Origin of the sequence: Fusobacterium sp. IOR10 (genome assembly GCF_010367435.1) — a bacterium.
Taxonomy (GTDB): Bacteria; Fusobacteriota; Fusobacteriia; order Fusobacteriales; family Fusobacteriaceae; genus Fusobacterium_B.
In genome coordinates this window covers 1-20,290 of the sequence record NZ_WJWY01000029.1, presented here as the reverse complement: position 1 = coordinate 20,290, position 20,290 = coordinate 1, and the positions used below count along the sequence as shown (strand labels likewise).

General features: G+C 28.5%; 21 protein-coding genes and 1 pseudogene. 20 read left to right on the top strand and 2 right to left on the bottom strand.

Annotated features, from left to right (window positions below):
- The first annotated feature begins 203 nt into the window (after nt 1-203).
- The 4 genes from GIL12_RS08280 to GIL12_RS08265 all read left to right on the top strand — a co-directional run bounded on the left by GIL12_RS08280 (nt 204) and on the right by GIL12_RS08265 (nt 4,466).
- Nucleotides 204-983 (top strand): TSUP family transporter, encoded by a 780-nt coding sequence (locus GIL12_RS08280; RefSeq protein WP_163470016.1) that lies wholly within the window; start codon nt 204-206, stop codon nt 981-983.
- Between the two features lie 152 nt (nt 984-1,135).
- The gene (locus tag GIL12_RS08275; protein ID WP_163470015.1) at nt 1,136-1,357 is read left to right on the top strand and encodes a ferrous iron transport protein A; all 222 of its coding nucleotides are present in this window, start codon (nt 1,136-1,138) and stop codon (nt 1,355-1,357) included.
- A 60-nt stretch (nt 1,358-1,417) separates the two neighbouring features.
- Entirely contained in the window at nt 1,418-3,562 is a 2,145-nt protein-coding gene (gene feoB, locus GIL12_RS08270) for a ferrous iron transport protein B (RefSeq protein ID WP_163470014.1), read from the top strand.
- Nucleotides 3,563-3,599: 37 nt separating this feature from the next.
- Nucleotides 3,600-4,466, top strand: coding sequence for a hypothetical protein (locus GIL12_RS08265; protein WP_163470013.1), 867 nt, complete (start codon nt 3,600-3,602; stop codon nt 4,464-4,466).
- A gap of 61 nt (nt 4,467-4,527) precedes the next feature.
- On the opposite strand, the gene der is transcribed toward GIL12_RS08265, so the two are convergent.
- Entirely contained in the window at nt 4,528-5,838 is a 1,311-nt protein-coding gene (gene der / locus GIL12_RS08260) for a ribosome biogenesis GTPase Der (protein ID WP_163470012.1), read from the bottom strand.
- Nucleotides 5,839-5,865: 27 nt separating this feature from the next.
- Nucleotides 5,866-7,635: pseudogene (locus GIL12_RS08255) on the bottom strand (YgiQ family radical SAM protein).
- Nucleotides 7,636-7,821: 186 nt separating this feature from the next.
- Here GIL12_RS08255 and GIL12_RS08250 point away from each other — a divergent pair.
- The 16 genes from GIL12_RS08250 to GIL12_RS08180 all read left to right on the top strand — a co-directional run bounded on the left by GIL12_RS08250 (nt 7,822) and on the right by GIL12_RS08180 (nt 20,122).
- Nucleotides 7,822-8,772: an SIS domain-containing protein gene (locus tag GIL12_RS08250; RefSeq protein WP_203522587.1), complete on the top strand. Its 951-nt coding sequence runs from the start codon at nt 7,822-7,824 to the stop codon at nt 8,770-8,772.
- A gap of 80 nt (nt 8,773-8,852) precedes the next feature.
- Complete coding sequence (locus tag GIL12_RS08245; RefSeq protein WP_163470010.1) at nt 8,853-9,068, top strand: DUF1858 domain-containing protein; 216 nt, start codon at nt 8,853-8,855, stop codon at nt 9,066-9,068.
- 135 nt (nt 9,069-9,203) lie between these two features.
- Nucleotides 9,204-10,280, top strand: a complete 1,077-nt coding sequence (gene prfA / locus GIL12_RS08240) for a peptide chain release factor 1 (protein ID WP_163470009.1) — start codon at nt 9,204-9,206, stop codon at nt 10,278-10,280.
- A 3-nt stretch (nt 10,281-10,283) separates the two neighbouring features.
- Nucleotides 10,284-11,399 carry a peptide chain release factor N(5)-glutamine methyltransferase gene (prmC, locus tag GIL12_RS10075; protein WP_203522585.1) on the top strand — a complete coding sequence of 372 codons (1,116 nt, stop codon included), beginning with the start codon at nt 10,284-10,286 and terminating at the stop codon, nt 11,397-11,399.
- 15 nt (nt 11,400-11,414) lie between these two features.
- Nucleotides 11,415-12,446, top strand: coding sequence for a tRNA preQ1(34) S-adenosylmethionine ribosyltransferase-isomerase QueA (queA, locus tag GIL12_RS10070; protein WP_203522583.1), 1,032 nt, complete (start codon nt 11,415-11,417; stop codon nt 12,444-12,446).
- Nucleotides 12,447-12,470: 24 nt separating this feature from the next.
- Nucleotides 12,471-13,022, top strand: coding sequence for a 16S rRNA (guanine(966)-N(2))-methyltransferase RsmD (gene rsmD / locus GIL12_RS08230; protein ID WP_163470008.1), 552 nt, complete (start codon nt 12,471-12,473; stop codon nt 13,020-13,022).
- Nucleotides 13,023-13,123: 101 nt separating this feature from the next.
- Nucleotides 13,124-13,342 carry an exodeoxyribonuclease VII small subunit gene (gene xseB, locus GIL12_RS08225; RefSeq protein ID WP_163470007.1) on the top strand — a complete coding sequence of 73 codons (219 nt, stop codon included), beginning with the start codon at nt 13,124-13,126 and terminating at the stop codon, nt 13,340-13,342.
- A 4-nt stretch (nt 13,343-13,346) separates the two neighbouring features.
- On the top strand, nt 13,347-14,234 hold the full coding sequence (locus tag GIL12_RS08220; RefSeq protein ID WP_203522581.1) for a polyprenyl synthetase family protein: 888 nt from the start codon (nt 13,347-13,349) through the stop codon (nt 14,232-14,234).
- Between the two features lie 89 nt (nt 14,235-14,323).
- Nucleotides 14,324-15,016, top strand: a complete 693-nt coding sequence (locus GIL12_RS08215) for a hypothetical protein (protein ID WP_163470006.1) — start codon at nt 14,324-14,326, stop codon at nt 15,014-15,016.
- Between the two features lie 51 nt (nt 15,017-15,067).
- Nucleotides 15,068-15,622 carry a M48 family metallopeptidase gene (locus GIL12_RS08210; protein ID WP_163470005.1) on the top strand — a complete coding sequence of 185 codons (555 nt, stop codon included), beginning with the start codon at nt 15,068-15,070 and terminating at the stop codon, nt 15,620-15,622.
- Between the two features lie 117 nt (nt 15,623-15,739).
- A complete protein-coding gene (locus GIL12_RS08205; protein WP_163470004.1) occupies nt 15,740-16,216 on the top strand; it encodes a DnaJ domain-containing protein in 477 nt (158 codons plus the stop codon).
- Nucleotides 16,217-16,301: 85 nt separating this feature from the next.
- Nucleotides 16,302-17,648 (top strand): bifunctional UDP-N-acetylglucosamine diphosphorylase/glucosamine-1-phosphate N-acetyltransferase GlmU, encoded by a 1,347-nt coding sequence (glmU, locus tag GIL12_RS08200; RefSeq protein ID WP_163470003.1) that lies wholly within the window; start codon nt 16,302-16,304, stop codon nt 17,646-17,648.
- 7 nt (nt 17,649-17,655) lie between these two features.
- On the top strand, nt 17,656-18,627 hold the full coding sequence (locus tag GIL12_RS08195; protein ID WP_163470002.1) for a ribose-phosphate pyrophosphokinase: 972 nt from the start codon (nt 17,656-17,658) through the stop codon (nt 18,625-18,627).
- Nucleotides 18,628-18,733: 106 nt separating this feature from the next.
- On the top strand, nt 18,734-19,351 hold the full coding sequence (locus GIL12_RS08190; RefSeq protein WP_163470001.1) for an L-threonylcarbamoyladenylate synthase: 618 nt from the start codon (nt 18,734-18,736) through the stop codon (nt 19,349-19,351).
- Nucleotides 19,352-19,365: 14 nt separating this feature from the next.
- Nucleotides 19,366-19,806 carry a hypothetical protein gene (locus GIL12_RS08185; RefSeq protein WP_163470000.1) on the top strand — a complete coding sequence of 147 codons (441 nt, stop codon included), beginning with the start codon at nt 19,366-19,368 and terminating at the stop codon, nt 19,804-19,806.
- 46 nt (nt 19,807-19,852) lie between these two features.
- A complete protein-coding gene (locus tag GIL12_RS08180) occupies nt 19,853-20,122 on the top strand; it encodes a hypothetical protein (protein WP_163469999.1) in 270 nt (89 codons plus the stop codon).
- The last annotated feature ends 168 nt before the right edge of the window (nt 20,123-20,290 follow it).

Genomic DNA, 20,290 nt, shown 5'->3' with positions numbered 1-20,290 from the left:
ACATCCTTTCTTTTGGTGTCGCAACTTAATTGTAACGGATTTTTTTATTTGTCTCAATTTTTTTTTGCAAAAAATAAAGGCATTAGTATTTTTACAAATACCAACACCAAATATTATAGACCCAAAATAAAAGACTAGAGATTACTCTCTAGTCTTTTTTATGATACAATAAATACAATCATAAAGTTTTAAAGGGGGGAGTTATGTTAGGATTGTTTACAGCTATGTCATTTGAGAATTTTATATTTGTTTTAGTTATGTGTTTTATCGCTTCAGCAGTTGATGCAATAGCTGGAGGTGGTGGGTTAATAAGTTTACCAGCAATGATATCAACAGGATTACCTATTCATTTAGTTATGGGGACACATAAATTTTCTTCTGTTTGTTCTTCCATAGGTAGTAGTTTAAAATTTTTTACATCTGGTAAAACTAATTTAGAAGTTCTTAAGTATTTAATTGGATTAAATATTTGTGGAGCAGCATTTGGAGTTTTTGTATTAACTCAGATTAACGATGCATTTTTGGAACCTCTAATTATAATTCTTTTAGTATTTATGTTTTTTTATATGCTATTTAATAAAGGAATTGGTGTTGAGGATAATTATAAAGGAAAAACAAAAAAAAATATGATGCAAGGTGCTTTAATGGCAACTTTAATAGGATTTTATAATGGATTTTTTGGTCCAGGAACAGGATCTTTTTTAACTTTTGCATTTATAAAAATATATGGAATGGATTTTATAAATTCCAGTGGAAATTCTAAAATTCTTAATTTAACTGGAAATATAGCTAGTTTAGCTATGTTTATTTATTTTAAAAAGGTTAATTATCCATATGCTATAGCTATAGGAATTGTAATGTTTTTAGGAGCTCAAATTGGAGCTAAAATAGCTATAGCTAAAGGGGCTAAATTTATAAAACCATTTTTCTTAGTTATAACAGCTATAACAGCAGCAAAAATGATAATAACAAAGTTCATGTAAAATATTTGACAGACAAAGCTTCGTATATAAAAATATTATGTTGACTTTTTTTTTGACCTGTGATAGAATTCTCATAGTCAAGCTAAAGGTTAGTGAAGACTAACTTTCAGCTTGACTATTTTAAGTTTTTTAAGTGTAAAGGAGGAATTTTGATGAAATCATTAAATAATATAAAAGTAGGAGAAACAGTAACAGTTGTAAAACTTTACGGGGAAGGAGCTACAAAACGTAGAATAATGGATATGGGAATAACAAAAAATAGTGAACTTTTTATAAGAAAAGTTGCACCTTTAGGTGATCCAATACAGATTAATGTAAGAGGCTATGAACTTTCTATTAGAAAGGCAGATGCTGAATTAATAGAAGTTAGATAATATTTTTATATAGGTGGGTTAGTGTATACTAACTGGAAATTATTTTATTTTGGAGGGAAGATGGATATAAAAATAGCATTGGCAGGAAATCCCAATAGTGGAAAAACAACTATGTTTAACAATTTAACTGGTAGTAATCAATATGTAGGTAACTGGCCAGGGGTAACAGTAGAAAAAAAAGAAGGAAAGTTAAAAGGACATAAAAATGTAATAATACAGGATTTACCTGGTATTTATTCTTTATCCCCTTATACTTTAGAAGAAGTAGTTGCAAGAAATTATCTTATTAATGAAAAACCAGATGTAATAATCAATATAATTGATGGAACAAATATTGAAAGAAATTTATACTTAACTACTCAACTAATTGAACTTGGTATACCTGTTATAGTAGCATTAAATATGATTGATGTTGTTCGTAAAAATGGGGATAAGATTGATTTAAAGGAATTAGGTAAGGCTTTAGGGTGTGAGGTTGTTGAAACTTCTGCTTTAAAGGGTATAGGAGCAAAGGAAGCGGCAGAAAAAGCAATTCAGCTTGTAAAGAAAAAAAATAACAGTGAATTACCTCATGTTTTTCAAGGAAGTGTGGAGCATGCCATAGGACATATTGAAGAGTTAATAGAAGATAAAGTAGAAAAATCTAGTATTCGTTGGTTTGCTTTGAAACTTTTTGAAAGAGACGAGAAAATTATGGAATTACTAAATCTTTCAGAAGACACAGTATCTCACATAAAAGAACATATTGTTTCTTGTGAAAATGAATTAGACGATGACACAGAAAGCATAGTTACCAACCAAAGGTACTCTTATATATCAAAAGTTGTTAGCAAAAGTGTAAAGAAAAAAAACACTTCTAGATTAAGTACATCAGATAAAATTGATGCAATTATAACAAATAGATTTTTAGCATTACCTATTTTTGCCCTTGTAATGTTTATAGTTTACTACATTTCTGTAACAACTATAGGTGCAATGGCAACAGATTATACAAATGACTTTATATTTGGAGATTTAATACCTCCAGCAGTAACTAGCTTACTTGAAGGATTACGTGTTGCTCCTTGGCTTATTGGACTAATTGTAGATGGAATAATAGGTGGAGTAGGAGCTGTTCTTGGTTTTGTCCCTCAAATGATAGTTTTATTTTTATTACTTTCTTGTTTAGAAGATTGTGGATATATGGCTAGAGTTGCTTTTATAATGGATAGAATATTTAGAAAATTTGGACTTTCTGGAAAGTCATTTATTCCAATGTTAATAGGTTCTGGTTGTTCAGTTCCAGGTATAATGGCATCTCGGACAATAGAACAAGATAGGGATAGAAAAATGACAATAATGACAACATCTTTTATTCCTTGTGGAGCTAAACTTCCAATAATTGCCCTAATAGCAGGAGCATTATTTAAAGGAGCATGGTGGGTTGCACCTTCAGCTTATTTTGTAGGTGTTGCAGCTGTTGTTATATCAGGGATTATATTAAAGAAGTCAAAAATGTTTTCAGGGAATCCAGCTCCCTTTGTAATGGAATTACCATCTTATCATATGCCAACATTAAATAATATTTTGCGTAGTACAGGGGAACGTGGATGGTCTTTTGTAAAACGTGCTGGAACAGTAATATTAGTATCAGCTGTAATTTTATGGTTCTTACAAGGTTTTGGATATGTTGATGGTTCTATAATTATGGTTGAAGATAATAACTACAGCTTCTTAGCTGACATAGGTATGTTTATAGCACCAGTATTTAAACCATTAGGTTTTGGAACTTGGCAAGCTACAGTTGGAACATTTACAGGACTAATAGCAAAAGAAAATGTTGTGGGAACTTTAGGTGTTTTATATGGTTTTGCAGATGTAGCTGACAATGGAACAGAATATTGGCAAAATTTTGCAAAGGATTTCACAGTTATATCAGCATATTCTTTTATGATATTTAATTTACTTTGTGCTCCATGTTTTGCAGCAATAGGTGCAATAAAAAGAGAAATGAATAATTCAAAATGGACTTGGTTTGCAATATCATATTTAACTATATTTGCATATATAATATCTTTAATAGTTTATCAATTATCATTATTTTTAACAGGAAATAAGTTTTCATTTTTAACAGGAGTAGCTATAATTCTATTATTTGGGTTAATTTATTTATTAGTAAGTAAACCTAATGAAAATAAAGAAAAAGCAAAAAAATATTCTATTTAAATTTAAAAGTTACAACTAAAATTTCAGGAGGGAAATTATGAAAAAGATATCAATTTTATTAGCATCCTTGGCAATAGTCTCATCAGCCTATGGAAAAGAAGTTATGCCAGTGGCAGAAGTAGCACCAGCACCAATGCTAAAAGTAACCTCAGTGGGTCAGTCAATAGAAATAGACAATGACTCAAATTCTGAAGATGGAAATGTAGGTATTGTAATGTTAGGAAACTCAGTTAATTTAGCTTATGGGGATGATTGGACATTTGGATTGTTTGCAAGAAAAGAATGGAATACTGATACTGATGATGGATTTGGAAGTACAGGAAGTAGATTAGATTTATCAGCAATGAGAGCTTATGAAAATGTTAATTTAGGAGTTAGATGGAGACAAGAAAAGGAATCTGATTCTTATTTCTTACTTGGAGACTATTCTTATGGTATGCTGTCAGGATGGTTTGAGCCAGCTTATGTTAGTAGTAGTGGGAATGATGATGCAGATAGTTTCTATATAGAAGCAATGCCAGTAATTGCAACTTACGGGCCAGTTTCCATAGGATATTATATAGAAGCAAGTGATTATAGAGGAGATTCTAATAATGATGGTGTAGAAAAGGAATCTGTTCACCAAGTTAGATTAATGGCAGATTTATACTCAAATGATAAATTAGCAATTAATGGAGAATTAAGATATCAATTTGCCCATGATGCAGATATGAAAGATTCTACAGAGTGGCAAGAAAATAATAAATATGGAGTTCAAGTGGGAGCAAATTATTTATTAACAGAGGCTTTAACTATAGATGGATATTATCTGTATGAGTTTAATGAATATACTGGTCATGGTGAAAATGATGATGCAGATGATTATTATGGTGAGTTTGCAATAGGATGGACATATTCATTTTAATTTAAAATAAAATTTCTCAAATAAAAAACCTTTAAGTATTAATACTTAAAGGTTTTTTAGATTAATGTTTTTTTTCAAAAACTATTTGCATAGGAGATCCTTCAAAACCAAAGGATTCTCTTAATTTATTTTCAAGGTACCTCATATAAGAAAAATGCATTAATTCAGGATAATTACAAAATACAATAAACTTAGGTGGCGCTGTGGCAATTTGAGTAGCATAGTTTATTTTAGTAACTCTTCCTTTTCTTGTTGGAGGTGGATTCATAATAACAGCTTCATTAACAATTGTATTAAGAAGACCTGTTGAAATCATTTTAGTATATTCTTTATAAATTTGATCAGATATTCCAAATAAATTAATAGTTCGTTGACCTGTTAATGCTGAAATAAATTCAATAGGTGCGTAAGATAAGAAAGGAAGTTCAGCTAATAAATCTTCTTGCTTTTCCTTCATAGTATACTTATCTTTTTTTATTAAATCCCATTTGTTAAAAACAATAACAATTGGTTTCTTTTCTTCATAGGCTATACCAGCAATTCTCTTATCTTGCTCAGTAAGTCCTTGGCTACCATCAAAAATAAGGAAACAAATATCAGCTCTTTTTATGGCTTTTAAAGCTTTTAAAACAGAGTAGTATTCTAAATCTTCGTCAACTTTTGATTTTCTTCTAATTCCAGCAGTATCAATTAGTACATATTTATTGTCGTTAAATTCAACAACAGTATCAATAGCATCCCTTGTAGTTCCAGCAATATCAGTAACAATAGTTCTGTTTTTACCACAAAGTTTGTTTACAAGGGAAGATTTACCTGCGTTAGGTTTACCAATTATTGCAATTTTTAAACCTTCTTCCTCTTCAGGGAAATCTATTTGCTCAAAAGAGTTAATTACTAAATCTAACATATCACCAAGATTTGATTTATGTTCAGCAGAAATACCAATTACATCTTCAAATCCTAGGGCCCAAAAATCAATAAGATCATCTTGTTGAGATAAATAGTTATCTATTTTATTAACACAAACAATAACAGGTTTGCTTTTCTTTCTTAAATAGTAAGCAACCTCTTCATCAAGGGCAGTAAGCCCAGCTTTTCCATCAACAATAAACATTATAACATCAGCTTCGTTTAAAGCAACTTCAGCTTGTTCTTTTATTTTTGTCATCATAAATTCATTACTTCTTGGTTCTAGTCCCCCAGTATCAACTAAAACAAATTCTTTTCCATTCCATTCAGTGTCTCTATAAAGTCTATCTCTAGTAACACCTGGTTGGTCATCAACAATGGCAGCTCTTTGTCCTACTAATTTATTAAATAGGGTAGATTTACCAACGTTGGGTCTACCAACAATAGCAACGATAGGTTTCATTTTGCCTCCTCTATATCTTTTATTAAATTATTTAAATTTCTTTTTTGGATTAATTCTTTTTTTATTTACATTTACTTTTTGTTTTTCTGTTTTTGAGTATTTATATTGAGTGTTAGGTATGATAATTTTCTTCTGTTTCTCCTTTTTCCCCATATCCTTTTCAATGAAGATTTTTTTCATTGTAAATGGATTAATTTCAGTATAATACATTAATGTAGAATAAGTTGATGGAGTTGGAGTGAAAATTTGAACCTGTTCTGGATTTATTTTCAATTCCTGTGATGCAAAAACTTTTAAATCTAACATATCTTTTTCATTACATCCTGGATGAGCAGCTATTAGATAATAAGTTAAAAACTGTTTTTTATCAAAAGTTTTATTAAGTTTATAGAATTTATCTTTAAATTCTTGAAGTTTATCTTTTTTAGGTTTTCCCATAAGGTCTAATATTTTATCTTCAGTATGCTCTGGTGCAATTTTCATTTGGCCAGAAACATGATGAGCAACAATTTCTTCTAAATATTTATCTCCATTTTTATTATCCCCAATAATTAAATCGTATCTAATTCCAGAGGCTACAAAAATTTTCTTTATTTTATTTATATTTCTAAGTTTTTTCAAAAGCTCAATTTGTTTTAGATGATTTGGCTTTAAAGATGGGCAAACTTCAGGATAAAGACAACGTCTATCCTTACATGCACCTAATTCCAATTTTTTTGAGCATTCCATTTAATACATATTGGCAGTTGGTCCACCTACATCAGAAATATGGCCTTTAAATTTTTTATCCTCTGTTATAGTGGTAATTTCTTTAATTATAGAAGATTCACTTCTAGATGACACTGTTCTTCCTTGGTGAATAGCAATAGCACAGAAATTACATTCTCCATAGCATTCCCTATGAGTTGTTAGGGAATATCTAATGGTGTCTAAAGCTCTAACTACACCATCTTTTTTATAATAAGGGTGAACATCTCTTTCATAATCCATTTCATAAATTTCATCTAACATGTTTGATGAAAATGTTTCAGAAGGCGGATTTTGTACAAGATATCTTTCCCCATGTTTTTGATTCAATCCATTTGCTGTTATAGGATCACAATTTTTATAAAAGGTATTAAACATTTCTATAAATTTAAATTTATCTTGAACACATTCCTCAAAGGAAGGAAGATTTATATATTTTCTGTTAGGTTCTCTAGAAATATAAGATAATCCTCTAATATTTGTCCAGTTTTTATTAGAGTGAATTGCTTTAGCAAGTTCAAGCATTGATTTTTCACCCATTCCATAGGATAAAATATCAGCTTTAGCATCAAAAAGAAGAGAACGTCTAAGTTTATTAGACCAATAATCATAGTGAGTGATTCTTCTAAGACTAGCCTCTATACCACCTAGTACTATTGGAATTGAGCTACCTTTAAAAAATCGTCTTATAAGACCTGTATAAACAATTGAAGCTCGATCTGGTCTACGATCATTTTCTCCCCCTGGAGTAAAATCATCCTTATGTCGTCTTTTTTTTGTTGCAGTGTAGTTAGCAACCATGGAATCAACACATCCTGCAGAAACTGCCCAATATAAATTTGGCTCCCCTAATCTAGTAATATCTTTAGGAGAATTAATATCTGGCTGAGCAATAACTCCAACTTTAAATCCATTTTTCATTAACCACTTTCCAATTAAAGCAGTACCATTATATGATGAGTCGATATAGGTATCACCAGATACAAGAATAATATCAAGAGAATCCCATCCCATATTTTTAACTTCTTCTGAAGTTGTAGGTATAAACATAATTACACTCCTAAAATTTTAGATTATTTTCAGTATATTTTATCATAAATATTAGATTATTAATAGGTAAATTAATAATTACTTAAAAGTATTTTATATTGAAATATATATTTATAAACGGTATAATATTAATTATACTAAGGATACTAAAATAAAATTGGAGGAAATAAATTGGATGTTATAAATATGGCTAAAAATCTATTTGATTCAGAAATAGATGAGCTTAAAAAAGTTAGAAATAAATTAGATGGTAATATTGAAAAGGCAGTTGAATTAATATTTAATTGCAAAGGAAAAGTGGTAATAACTGGAATTGGAAAATCAGGGTTGATAGGGAAAAAAATAGCAGCAACACTTGCTTCCACAGGTACCCATACAGTTTTTATGAATTCAGCTGAAGGTCTTCATGGGGATTTAGGTATGGTTTGTAAAGAAGATATTGTTATAGCTATATCAAATAGTGGAAATAGTGATGAAGTACTTTCTTTAATGCCTTCAATAAAAAGAATAGGAGCTAAAATTATTGCTATGACTGGGAATGAAAAATCTCCATTAGGAAGAACATCAGAATGCGTTTTAAATATAGGAATAGAAAAGGAAGGATGTCCATTAAATCTAGCTCCAATGGCTTCATCAACTTCCACATTGGTAATGGGAGATGCCTTAGCTGCTATTTTAATAGAAAAGAGAAATTTTAAACCTGAAAACTTTGCTGTTTATCATCCAGGAGGAACTTTAGGGAGACGTTTACTTATGAAGGTAAAGGATATTATGCATTCAGGAGAGGAAATACCTTTAGTCAATGAATCAGCTTCAGTTGATGAATTAATACTTACTATGACAAAAAAAAGATTGGGAGCTGTCTGTGTTTTAAATGATCAAAATAAAATGACTGGAATAATAACAGAAGGGGATTTAAGAAGAGCCTTATCTAAAAAAGAGGAGTTTTTTAAAATGAAGTCAGCAGATATTATGACTAGAAGTTTTACATCTGCTGAAGATGATATTATGGCAATAGAAGCTTTGGATCTTATGGAGAATAGAGAAAGTCAAATATCTGTTTTACCAGTTATGAGAGAAGAAAAATTAGTTGGAATAGTAAGAGTGCATGACCTTTTGAATGTTGTTGGAAGATAGTAAATTTTGATTGACAAACATTATAATTTTATGTATACTTATTTTATAATATTTAATAACTAAAAGGAATGGTGAATAATATGGGAAATGCAGTAAGTAAAGATAGTAATATATTAGAAGTAGCTAGAAAATATCCAGTAGTTGGAATGATTTTTAGAAAATATGGATTAGGATGTATTGGTTGTATGGTAGCATCTGGAGAATCTTTAGGAGAAGGAATATCATCTCATGGTCTAAACGCAGACATGATAATTGACGAAATAAACAAAGCAATAGCTGAAGAAGAAACTAAATAAAAGATATAACTAAAAGGTGTTCTGGTAGATGTTCTATTAGAACGCCTTTTTTTAGTTCTAGATAAAAATAAAATTGTATGATATAATTTATAAGTTAAAATATGAGAAAAAATAGGGAAAAATAAGGAGAAAAAAATGTTTGGAAAATTAGATGAAGTAGTAAGAAGACATAAAGAGCTTACGGAATTATTAGGGACTCCAGAGGTTGCTTGTAATACAAAACAAATGATAGAATATAATAAAGCTTTAACAGAAATAACTCCAATAGTTGAAAAATATACTGAATACAAAAAATTTAGAGAAGAATTAGATTTTGTAAAAGAAAATATAAAATCTGAAAAAGATCCAGATATGAGAGAAATGATGAACGAAGAAATGAACGAATTAGAAGATAAACTTCCTGCAATTGAAGAAAATCTAAGATTCTTACTTTTACCAAAAGATCCAAATGACGACAGAAATGTAATTATTGAAATCAGAGGTGGAGCAGGTGGAGATGAAGCAGCTCTTTTTGCTGGGGATCTTTATAGAATGTATACAAGATTTGCTGAAAGACATAGATGGAAAATGGATATTATTGAATTTCAAGATGCTGGTGTTGGTGGAGTAAAAGAAGTTGTATTCTCTATAAACGGGCAAGGAGCTTATTCTAAATTAAAATTTGAATCTGGAGTTCACAGAGTTCAAAGGGTTCCTGAAACAGAATCAGCAGGAAGAGTTCATACTTCAACAGCTACTGTTGCAGTATTGCCAGAAATTGATGAAGTTGAAGAAATTCAAACAATAAAGCCTTCTGAATTAAAAATAGATACATACAGATCTGGTGGAGCAGGTGGACAACATGTAAATATGACAGATTCAGCAGTAAGAATAACTCATTTACCAACTGGAATAGTTGTTCAATGTCAAGATGAAAGATCTCAATTGAAAAATAGAGAAAAAGCAATGAAACATTTACTTTCAAAATTATATGAAATGGAATGTGAAAAACAAAGATCTGAAGTTGAAAGTGAAAGAAAATTACAAGTAGGTAGTGGATCTAGATCAGAAAAAATAAGAACTTATAATTTCCCACAAGGAAGAATAACAGATCATAGAATAAAATTTACAGTTTATAAACTAGAAGCTTTCCTTGATGGAGATATTGAGGAAATGATTGATGCATTAACTATGTTTGATCAAGCAGAAAAGTTGCAAAATATAGCGGGGTAGTTTATGAAGTTGTTGGAAATAATAAAATTTTCAAAGGAGTATTTGGAAAAATACTCCTTTTCAAAATCTCGCCTAGAGAGCGAGAAAGTAATAAGTTTTGTTTTAGGAATAGAGAGAATAGATCTCTATTCTAATTTTCAGATGGAATTAACAAATGAAGAAAAAATGAAAATAAAAAAAATTCTACTTCAAATGGTAAAAACTAATAAAAAATTTGATGATATTGAAAAAGAAAATATCCAAAATCAAAATACTAATACAGAAAATTTCAAAAAAGAAAATTTAATTTTGCTTAGAAAAAGTATAAGCTATTTAAAAAAATATAATGTGCCAAATGCTAGAATAGATGCAGAGTATATTTTTGCTCAAGTTTTACAAGTTAAGAGAAATGCTCTTATGCTTAGTTTTAACGTGGAAATAAATGAAGAAAAAAGAAACACCATAAGAAACTATATACAAAGAAGGGGTAAAAATAGAGAACCTCTTCAGTACATATTAAAGGAATGGGAGTTTTATGGTTATCCTATGAATGTTGATAGTAGAGTATTAATTCCAAGACAAGACACTGAAATTTTAGTTGATGAATGTAAGAAATTATTGGAAAAAGAAGAATTTCCTAAAATTTTAGATATGGGAACAGGAAGTGGAGCAATATCAATTTCTTTAGGTAAAGAAATTAATAAAAGTGAAGTTTTAGGAGCAGATATAAGTGAAGAAGCTTTAGAAGTTGCAAATTCTAATAAAGAATTGAATTTAGCTGAAAATGTTAGTTTTATAAAATCTAATTTATTTGAAAATATAAATTATAAGAATTATAATCTAATAGTATCAAATCCTCCATATATACCAGTTGATGAGTATGAAAACCTAATGCCAGAGGTGAAAATATATGAACCTAAAAATGCTCTAACAGATAATGGAAATGGATATTATTTTTATGAAAAAATAACAGAAGAAGCTTGGGAATATTTAAAAAGAGGTGGATATTTAGCCTTTGAAGTAGGATATGACCAAGGGGAAAAAGTTGTTTCTATGATGGAAAAAAAAGGATATAAAATTATAGATAGAGTTTTAGATTATGGTGGAATAGAGAGAGTTATATTGGGACAAAAAATATAAAAATAAGGAGAAAAAATGTCTACATTGTTAAAGGATTATGATTATAATCTTCCAGAAAAATTAATAGGACAACATCCTAGAGAGCCTAGAGATCATGCTAGACTATTAACAGTAAATAAAAAAAATAAAGAAACAGAAGATAAATATTTTTATAATATAATAGACTATCTAAAAGAAGGAGATGTTCTAGTTAGAAATTCAACTAAAGTAATTCCAGCTAGAATGTTTGGAAATAAGGAAACAGGAGCTCTCTTAGAAGTTCTTCTACTAAAAAGAAAAAGTTTAGATACTTGGGAGTGTTTACTAGGGCATGCTAAAAAATTAAAGCTAGGTCAAAAAATATATATAGGAAATAATAAAGAGTTAATTGGAGAACTTTTAGAAATAAAAGATGATGGAAATAGAATTATCAAATTTTATTATGAGGGAATTTTTGAAGAAGTACTTGATAAACTTGGAAAAATGCCATTACCTCCATATATTGTGGAAAAATTAGAAGACCAATCAAGATACCAAACAGTTTATGCAAAAAGAGGTGAATCAGTAGCTGCTCCAACAGCAGGATTACATTTCACTTCAGAACTTTTGGAAAAAATAAAGGAAAAAGGAATTACCATTGTAGATATTTATCTAGAAGTTGGACTTGGAACATTTAGGCCTGTTAAAGAGGAGAATGTTTTAGATCATAAGATGCATACTGAAAAATTTGAAATTCCAAAAGAGGCTTGTGAAATAATTAATAAAGCTAAAGCTGAGGGGAGAAGAATTGTTGCTGTGGGAACAACTACAGTAAGAGCTTTAGAATCAGCTGCAACAGAAGATGGAAAATTGATTTCAGAGATAGATGATACAGATATATTTATTTATCCAGGATATAAATTTAAAATAATAGATGCGTTAATTACAAACTTCCATTTACCAAAATCAACTTTATTGATGCTAGTGTCTGCTTTTTCAACTAGAGAATTTATGTTAAAAGTTTATGAAGAAGCAGTTTCAAAAGATTATCATTTCTTTAGTTTTGGAGATTCAATGTTTATTTATTAAAATTTATTATAAAAAGGAGAATTTATGAAGATAATAGCTGGTGAGGCAAAGGGAAGAGTTATTAAAAGTAGAAAGGGAATGGATACTAGACCAACTCTTGCAAATGTAAAAGAAGCTCTTTTTTCAATGATCCTTCCATATATAAATGATTGTTGTTTTTTAGATTTATTTAGTGGAACTGGAAACATTGCTTTGGAAGCTTTGAGTAGAGGGGCTAAAAGAGCTGTAATGATAGAAAAAGACACAGAAGCTTTAAGGATAATAATAGAAAATATAAATAATTTAGGCTTTGAAAATAAATGTAGAGCCTATAAAAATGATGCTCTAAGAGCAGTTAAAATTTTAGGGAAAAAGAGAGAGAAATTTGATGTTATATTTATGGATCCCCCTTATAAAGAAGAACTTTGTAGAAGTGTTTTAAAGGAAATAAGAAAAGCAGACATTTCAGCTGAAGGTGGTTTAATAATTTGTGAGCATCATGTTCGTGAAGATTTAATAGAAGATATAGAAGATTTTAAATTTAGAGATAGAAGAGTTTATGGTAAAAAAGCATTGTCTTTTTTTGTAAATGAATAGAAAAACCTCCTGTGTATAAACATAGGAGGTTTTTTATTTGAAGTAATTAGTAATATTTGTTAAAATAGCATTAGAAAGAAAATTATAGAAGGAGGTTAAAGATGGGAAAGGGAAATAGTTTTGAAGAAAATTTAGAAAATATTGATTTAATGATAAAAAACTTAGAATCAGGAGAATTAACCTTAGAGGAATCTATAAAGGAATATGAAAAAACCATGAAACTTATAAAAAAATCATCAGATATATTGAATAAAGCAGAGGGAAAAATATTAAAAGTTAAGGAAGTTAACGGTGAAGTTATTTTAGAGGAGGAAGATTAGAATAATGCTAAAATCTTATTTAAGTGAAAATAAAGCATTTATTGAAGAAAAAATAAATCTTTTTTTATCAGAATTATCATATCCAAGTGAAATATCAGAGGGAATGAAATATTCAGTATTAAATGGTGGAAAAAGAATCAGGCCAATTTTACTTTTTATGATACTAGATCTGTTAGGAAAGGAAAAAGAGATTGGAATACCTTCAGCAGTTGGAATAGAAATGATTCATTCTTATTCTTTGGTTCACGATGATTTACCTGCTTTGGATAATGATGACTATAGAAGAGGGAAATTAACAACTCATAAAAAATTTGGAGAAGCAGAGGGAATTTTAATTGGTGACGCTCTTTTAACCCATGCATTTAATATTTTATCAGAGAAGAATATGGGATTGATTTCTCCAGAAAAAATAGTTGAGATAATTAGAATAGTTTCAAGTTATTCTGGAATAAATGGAATGATTGGTGGACAAATGATAGATATAAAAAGTGAAGGTAAAAAAATAAATTTAGAAACTTTAAAATACATACATGAAAATAAAACTGGAAAATTATTAAAGTTGCCTATAGAAATAGCTTGTATAATAGTGGATGCCCCAGCTAAAATTAGAAAAGAATTGGAAGAATATGGGGATTTATTAGGAATGGCCTTTCAGATTAAAGATGATATTTTAGATATAGAAGGAGATTTTGAATCTCTAGGAAAGCCTATAGGAAGTGATACAGAGCTAGATAAATCAACTTATCCATCTCTAATAGGATTAGAAGAAAGTAAAAAATTGTTGTTAGAAATTATTGAAAAATCAAAGGCTAAAATCCTTGATAATTTTGATAAAAAAAGTGGTGAAAATTTAATAAACCTTGCTGATTATATAGCCAATAGAAACAAATAATAAATAGAATGTTTAAATTTTGATAAAATTGTGTTAATATATCTTAAAGGGAACAAAAACAAATCTAATTAACAGAATAGGAGAAGATTATGAAAGTAAAAAGTATAATAGTTGCACACAGAGCACAAATGAATAAACAATTAGGTGGGGCAGTTGATATATTAGGAAGTTTTGATAATATGATTCAGCCTATATTTCCTGTACCAATGGAGCATATGTCAATAGTACTAACTATAGAAGAAATTTTAAAGCCAACATTATTTGAAATAAGAATAAATGGTACAAATGATGATTTAATAACTAAAGGTGAATTTAGACCTATGGTAGACCAATTTGGTGTAGGTAAAAAAATATTTGATTTAGATAAATTTATAATACCTAAAAGAGGGAAATATACAATAGAATTATTTGAAAAGATAGGAAAAGACAAGGTTAAATTTTTATCTGAGCATACTCTATTTATAGCTGATTATCCACCTCAAAGGGAAATATCCCCTGAAAAAATAGAAGAAATATTAAAAAATGATGATTTAATAAAAATAGTAAAAACAGAATTTCAACCAGTTGGATTAGACCATACAATTAAAATTCAACATAGCTTGGATAAAAATGTTCCTTTAGCTGAGGGATATATTAGTATACCTGATGAAAATAAAATAGTTGTAGATGGAAAAGAAATAGATTTATTAGGATTGAAAAGACATTTAGAATGGATGTTTGGAAACCCAATTCCTAAAAATAAAGAAGAAGCCAAAGAAGAAGAAGCCAAAGAAAAAAAATAGATTATTGAAAATATACTTACTTTTAGATTTGCAATATTGAGAGGTGGAATAATGCTTAAGACAGAAATTTTTAAAAAGTATAATAATGTAGAAAATATTTTGGAAAAAGAAGAAAGTATTAGATTAGATTTATTAGGAGATCCAGAAAATATTAATAAATTAAGAGAACTCGCAGCTTTAACATATTATAGAAAAAATTATCAATGCTCTATAAACATATATGAAAAGTTAATAAAATTAGAAGGGGAAAATGGAGATAATTTTGCTTTTCTTGGATTTTTACATTATGAGTTAGATGAGCTAGAGGAAGCGATAAAATATTTTTTAGAAGCAATATCTAAAATAAAAAATGCTACTTTTGTAAATTTTCTTTTGGGAAATGCATATTCTAGAATTGGAAATATAGTAGAAGCTACAAAACATTTTGATTTGGCTATTTTTTCAGATATAGATATATACACTCTTCATTTGGAGTTTGCCAATAAATATGAAGAAATGGGGAGATATAAAAAAGCTTTGAGAGAGTATAGAGCAGCTTATGGAATAGATCCTAGAGACAGAAATATTCTTGACAAAATTGTTCTTTTGAAACAAAAAATTAAATAAATATTGTAATTTACAGAAAAGTATTTTAAAATGTATAGAAGAAAGAATATTCTTTCTTCTATTTTATATTTATATGAAATTTAAAATAGAATTTGCATAATGAAAAAAGGAGAAAAAATGGAATTACTGATCTTATTAATGATTTTATTTGTTGGGATATCTTTATTTATGATGTTTGGATTCATAATTATAAGATTTTTCCCGATTATTTTAATTATTATAATATACAATATGATTAAAAATAGAAATAGGCCTAAAAGAACAAGAACTTATTATTACAAAACAGGAAATCAACAGGATTTTGAAGATTTCTTTAAAAATTATACTGGACAAAGCGGAAATTATTATAATGGAAGTAATGGGAGTGGTTCAAGAAATACTTTTGGAAGTAGTCCTTTTGAAGATAAATCTAAATATTATCAAACTTTAGGTGTCCAAGAAGGAGCAAGTAAAGAGGAAATAAAAAAAGCTTTTAGAGAAAAAGCAAAAATGCATCATCCAGATAAATTTTCCAATGAGCCTGAAAATGTTAGAAATAGTCACGAGGAAAAATTTAAAAAAATTAATGAAGCTTACAATAAATTAAATAATTAGATCTATAATGAAAGTGGTTATATTGAAAATACATATCACTTGTGCTATAATAAATAGTCAGATTTAAATGTTAAGGAGATGTAAGATGAGACTTAAATCACTAATTTTAGCAGCAGGAAAAGGAACAAGAATGAAATCTGATTTGCCTAAAGTTATTCATAAGGTAAATGGAATTCCCATGGTAAAGAAGATATTAAATGAATTAAATAAACTAAATGTGGAAGAAAATATTCTAATATTAGGTCATAAAAAAGAGTTAATATTAAATGAATTAGAAGATATAAAGTATGTAACTCAAGAACAACAGTTGGGAACAGGGCATGCAGTACTTCAAGCTAAAGAATTACTTAAGGATTATAATGGAGATGTTATGATTTTATGTGGAGATACTCCACTTTTAAGAAGTGAAACTTTAAAAGAAATGTACGATTATCATAAAAAAACAAAATCTATTACTACAATCTTAACTTCTATTTATGAAAAACCTTTTGGTTATGGAAGAATTGTTAAAGAAAATAAAAATGTAGTAGGAATAATTGAAGAAAAAGAAGCTAGTGATGAAATAAAAAAAATAAAAGAAGTAAACGCAGGAGTTTATTGTTGTGATTCAAGTGAATTATTTAAAGCTCTTGACAAGATTACAAATGAAAATGAAAAGGGCGAGTATTATTTAACAGATATAGTTAAAATTCAAGTATCTGAAAATAAGAAAGTTTCTAGTTTTATTTTAGATAATAACGAAGAAATATTAGGAGTTAATTCTAAAATTGAACTAGCTAAAGCCTCTAAAGTTTTGAGAAAAAGAAAAAATAATGAGTTAATGGAAAATGGTGTTATATTTATGGATCCTGAAACTACTTATATAGAAGAAAATGTTCAAGTTGGAAAAGATACACTTTTGTATCCAACGGTTATTTTACAAGGAAACACTAAAATAGGTGAGAAATGTGAAATAATAGGAAATACTAGAATAATCAATAGTAATTTGGGAAATTCTATAACTATAGAATCCTCAGTAATTGAAGATTCTATAATTGAAGATCTTGTTACAATGGGACCTTTTGCACATCTTAGACCTAAAAGTCACTTGAAAAATAAAGTCCATATTGGAAATTTTGTGGAAGTTAAAAAATCAACTTTAGAACCAGGAGTTAAAGCAGGTCATCTAACTTATTTAGGTAATGCAACTATAGGGAAAGATACAAACATAGGGGCAGGAACAATAACTTGTAACTATGATGGAACAAATAAATTTAACACTATTATTGGAGAGAATGTATTTATAGGAAGTAGTTCAATGTTAGTAGCTCCTTTAACAATAGGAGATAAAGCATTAACAGGGGCAGGTTCTGTAATAACAAAGGATGTGCCAGCAAACGCACTTGCTGTAGAAAGAACTAAACAGTTAACAAAACTTAAATGGAGGAAATAAAAAAATTATGGAAATGGACATGAAAGAAGTTAAAATTTTTTCAGGAACATCAAATGTGGAGCTAGCAGAAAAAATAGCTAAGAAACTTGATTTAGAATTAGGAAAGGCAAAGATTGTTAGATTTAAAGATGGAGAAATTTATGTAAGAGTTGATGAAACAGTTAGAGGAAGAGATGTATTTGTTATTCAACCAACATCAGGGCCAGTAAATGAAAATTTAATGGAATTATTGATCTTTATTGATGCATTAAAAAGAGCGTCAGCGAAAACTATTAATATTTTAATGCCTTACTATGGGTACGCAAGACAAGAAAGAAAATCAAGTCCTAGAGAACCGATTACAGCAAAATTAGTTGCAAACTTGTTAACTGTTGCAGGAGCAGATAGAGTTGTAACTATGGATTTACATGCAGATCAAATTCAAGGGTTCTATGATATTCCAGTTGATCATTTACAAGCATTACCTTTATTAGCTAAATACTTTATGAATAAAGGTCTAAGAGGAGAAGAAATAGTAGTAGTTTCCCCTGATATTGGAGGAGTAAAAAGAGCTAGAAAATTAGCTGAATGGTTAGATTGTAAAATAGCAATAATTGATAAAAGAAGACCAAAACCTAATTTATCAGAAGTAATGAATTTAATTGGTGATGTTCAAGGGAAAAAAGCTATATTTATAGATGATATGATAGATACAGCAGGAACAATTACAAATGGTGTAGAAGCAATAATGAAAAGAGGAGCTAAAGAATCTTATATTTGTTGTAGCCATGCAATACTTTCAGGTCCAGCAGTTGAGAGATTAGAAAAATGTACAGTAAAAGAAGTTATAGTTACAGATTCAATAAGACTTCCTGAAGAGAAGAAAATAGATAAAATAAAAGTTTTATCAATAGACAGATTATTTGCAGAAACTATTAGAAGAATAGTAACACATAAATCAATTTCAGAATTATTTGAAAGTATTGATAATATAAAATAAGTACCAATAGAGCTTGTAATATGGAAAAAGCTAGTGTTATCGCTAGCTTTTTTAAAATTTTTATGATAAAATATTTTGAAGGTTTTATTTTTAAGAGGTGTAAATAATGAAAGCAAGAGATATAGATTATAAGATAATAGGTGAAAAGTTAAAAGAAGGACAGCTAATAATTTATCCAACAGATACAGTTTATGGTATTGGTGGTATAATGAGTAATGAAGAAACTATAAAAAATATATATAGGGCTAAAACTAGAAATTTTTCCTCACCTTTGATAGCTCTTGTAAGTAGTTTAGAAAAAATAAAAGAAATAGCAGAAATTAATTATAATAAAGAAAAGATATTAAAACTAATAGAATTTTTTTGGCCTGGAGGGCTAACAATAATTTTAAGAAAAAAGGATGTTGTTCCAGGAATAATGATTTCAAATGGTGAAACAGTTGGAATTAGAATGCCTGACCATAAAGTAGCATTAAAAATTATTGAAAGTGCTGGAGGAATCCTTCCAACTACAAGTGCTAATATTTCTGGAGAACATACTCCTCGTTCTTATGATGAGTTATCACAAGAATTTAAAAATAGAGTTGATATAGTTATAGACGGTGGTAAGAGTCCCATAGGAGAAGCATCAACTATAATAGATATGAGCAATGAAAATATTAAAATTTTAAGAGAAGGTAGTATTTCAAAGGAAGATATAGAAAAAATAATAGGAAAAATATAGAGCGGAGGTTGTGAATGAAAGGTCAAAGAATAAATCCAGAAAAGGTTAATCCAATGGAAATGAGTCAAATGTCATCTATGATGGGAATGATGGGATTAATGCAAAAAATTGGAAAAAGCAAAAGGAAATATGTTATAAAACTTGAAAAAAGTCACAAAAAGTTTTTACTTAGATTTGTGATGGAAATAAAAAAAGAATTTGAAAAAAATTATGGGAATACAAGTCAAATGAAAGGAGTTTTATTATTTTTAGATTATATTAAAAAATCTTGTGAAAATAAAGCTCTAAAAGAATTAAAGGTAAGTTATGAAGAATTTGATTTTTTAAAAAGAATGTTAGGAGATTCTTTGAGAGGTATGGGAGTTCTTCAATTAAAATGGTATGAAATTCATAAAAAAATATCAATAAAAATAATGAGAACACAGTATAAAACATTATTAGAACAAATGAAATAATAAATTAAATATTATATAACTATAAGGATTAAAATTAGGAGGAACAATGGATTTAGAAAACAAATTTATAGATATTGCTAACGATATTTATCAAGAAACTTTTGATCAAACATATGATGCTTTAGTGGAAGAATATAAAAATGGTGAGATAGATTTTGAAACTTTAGAGATGAACCTAGAAGAACAACAAAAAGTTCTTATGAATGGTTTATACGAAGGTGAAACTAAATTTTCTTATACAAGTGGATTAGTAGATGCTCATCAATTTGTATTAACTATGATAAGAAATGGAAAATTAGTATCAGAAACAAATTAATTATTTAATAAAAAAAGACGAGATTACTCGTCTTTTTTTTATTGGGTCTATAATATTTGGTGTTGGTATTTGTAAAAATACTAATGCCTTTATTTTTTGCAAAAAAAAATTGAGACAAATAAAAAAATCCGTTACAATTAAGTTGCGACACCAAAAGAAAGGATGTGA

Bases quoted from the DNA above. Each gene is read 5' to 3' on its own strand.
- GIL12_RS08280 (WP_163470016.1), top strand. From the start codon at position 204: ATGTTAGGATTGTTTACAGCTATGTCATTTGAGAATTTTATATTTGTT.
- GIL12_RS08275 (WP_163470015.1), top strand. From the start codon at position 1,136: ATGAAATCATTAAATAATATAAAAGTAGGAGAAACAGTAACAGTTGTA.
- feoB (WP_163470014.1), top strand. From the start codon at position 1,418: ATGGATATAAAAATAGCATTGGCAGGAAATCCCAATAGTGGAAAAACA.
- GIL12_RS08265 (WP_163470013.1), top strand. From the start codon at position 3,600: ATGAAAAAGATATCAATTTTATTAGCATCCTTGGCAATAGTCTCATCA.
- der (WP_163470012.1), bottom strand. From the start codon at position 5,838: ATGAAACCTATCGTTGCTATTGTTGGTAGACCCAACGTTGGTAAATCT.
- GIL12_RS08250 (WP_203522587.1), top strand. From the start codon at position 7,822: ATGGCTAAAAATCTATTTGATTCAGAAATAGATGAGCTTAAAAAAGTT.
- GIL12_RS08245 (WP_163470010.1), top strand. From the start codon at position 8,853: ATGGGAAATGCAGTAAGTAAAGATAGTAATATATTAGAAGTAGCTAGA.
- prfA (WP_163470009.1), top strand. From the start codon at position 9,204: ATGTTTGGAAAATTAGATGAAGTAGTAAGAAGACATAAAGAGCTTACG.
- prmC (WP_203522585.1), top strand. From the start codon at position 10,284: ATGAAGTTGTTGGAAATAATAAAATTTTCAAAGGAGTATTTGGAAAAA.
- queA (WP_203522583.1), top strand. From the start codon at position 11,415: ATGTCTACATTGTTAAAGGATTATGATTATAATCTTCCAGAAAAATTA.
- rsmD (WP_163470008.1), top strand. From the start codon at position 12,471: ATGAAGATAATAGCTGGTGAGGCAAAGGGAAGAGTTATTAAAAGTAGA.
- xseB (WP_163470007.1), top strand. From the start codon at position 13,124: ATGGGAAAGGGAAATAGTTTTGAAGAAAATTTAGAAAATATTGATTTA.
- GIL12_RS08220 (WP_203522581.1), top strand. From the start codon at position 13,347: ATGCTAAAATCTTATTTAAGTGAAAATAAAGCATTTATTGAAGAAAAA.
- GIL12_RS08215 (WP_163470006.1), top strand. From the start codon at position 14,324: ATGAAAGTAAAAAGTATAATAGTTGCACACAGAGCACAAATGAATAAA.
- GIL12_RS08210 (WP_163470005.1), top strand. From the start codon at position 15,068: ATGCTTAAGACAGAAATTTTTAAAAAGTATAATAATGTAGAAAATATT.
- GIL12_RS08205 (WP_163470004.1), top strand. From the start codon at position 15,740: ATGGAATTACTGATCTTATTAATGATTTTATTTGTTGGGATATCTTTA.
- glmU (WP_163470003.1), top strand. From the start codon at position 16,302: ATGAGACTTAAATCACTAATTTTAGCAGCAGGAAAAGGAACAAGAATG.
- GIL12_RS08195 (WP_163470002.1), top strand. From the start codon at position 17,656: ATGGAAATGGACATGAAAGAAGTTAAAATTTTTTCAGGAACATCAAAT.
- GIL12_RS08190 (WP_163470001.1), top strand. From the start codon at position 18,734: ATGAAAGCAAGAGATATAGATTATAAGATAATAGGTGAAAAGTTAAAA.
- GIL12_RS08185 (WP_163470000.1), top strand. From the start codon at position 19,366: ATGAAAGGTCAAAGAATAAATCCAGAAAAGGTTAATCCAATGGAAATG.
- GIL12_RS08180 (WP_163469999.1), top strand. From the start codon at position 19,853: ATGGATTTAGAAAACAAATTTATAGATATTGCTAACGATATTTATCAA.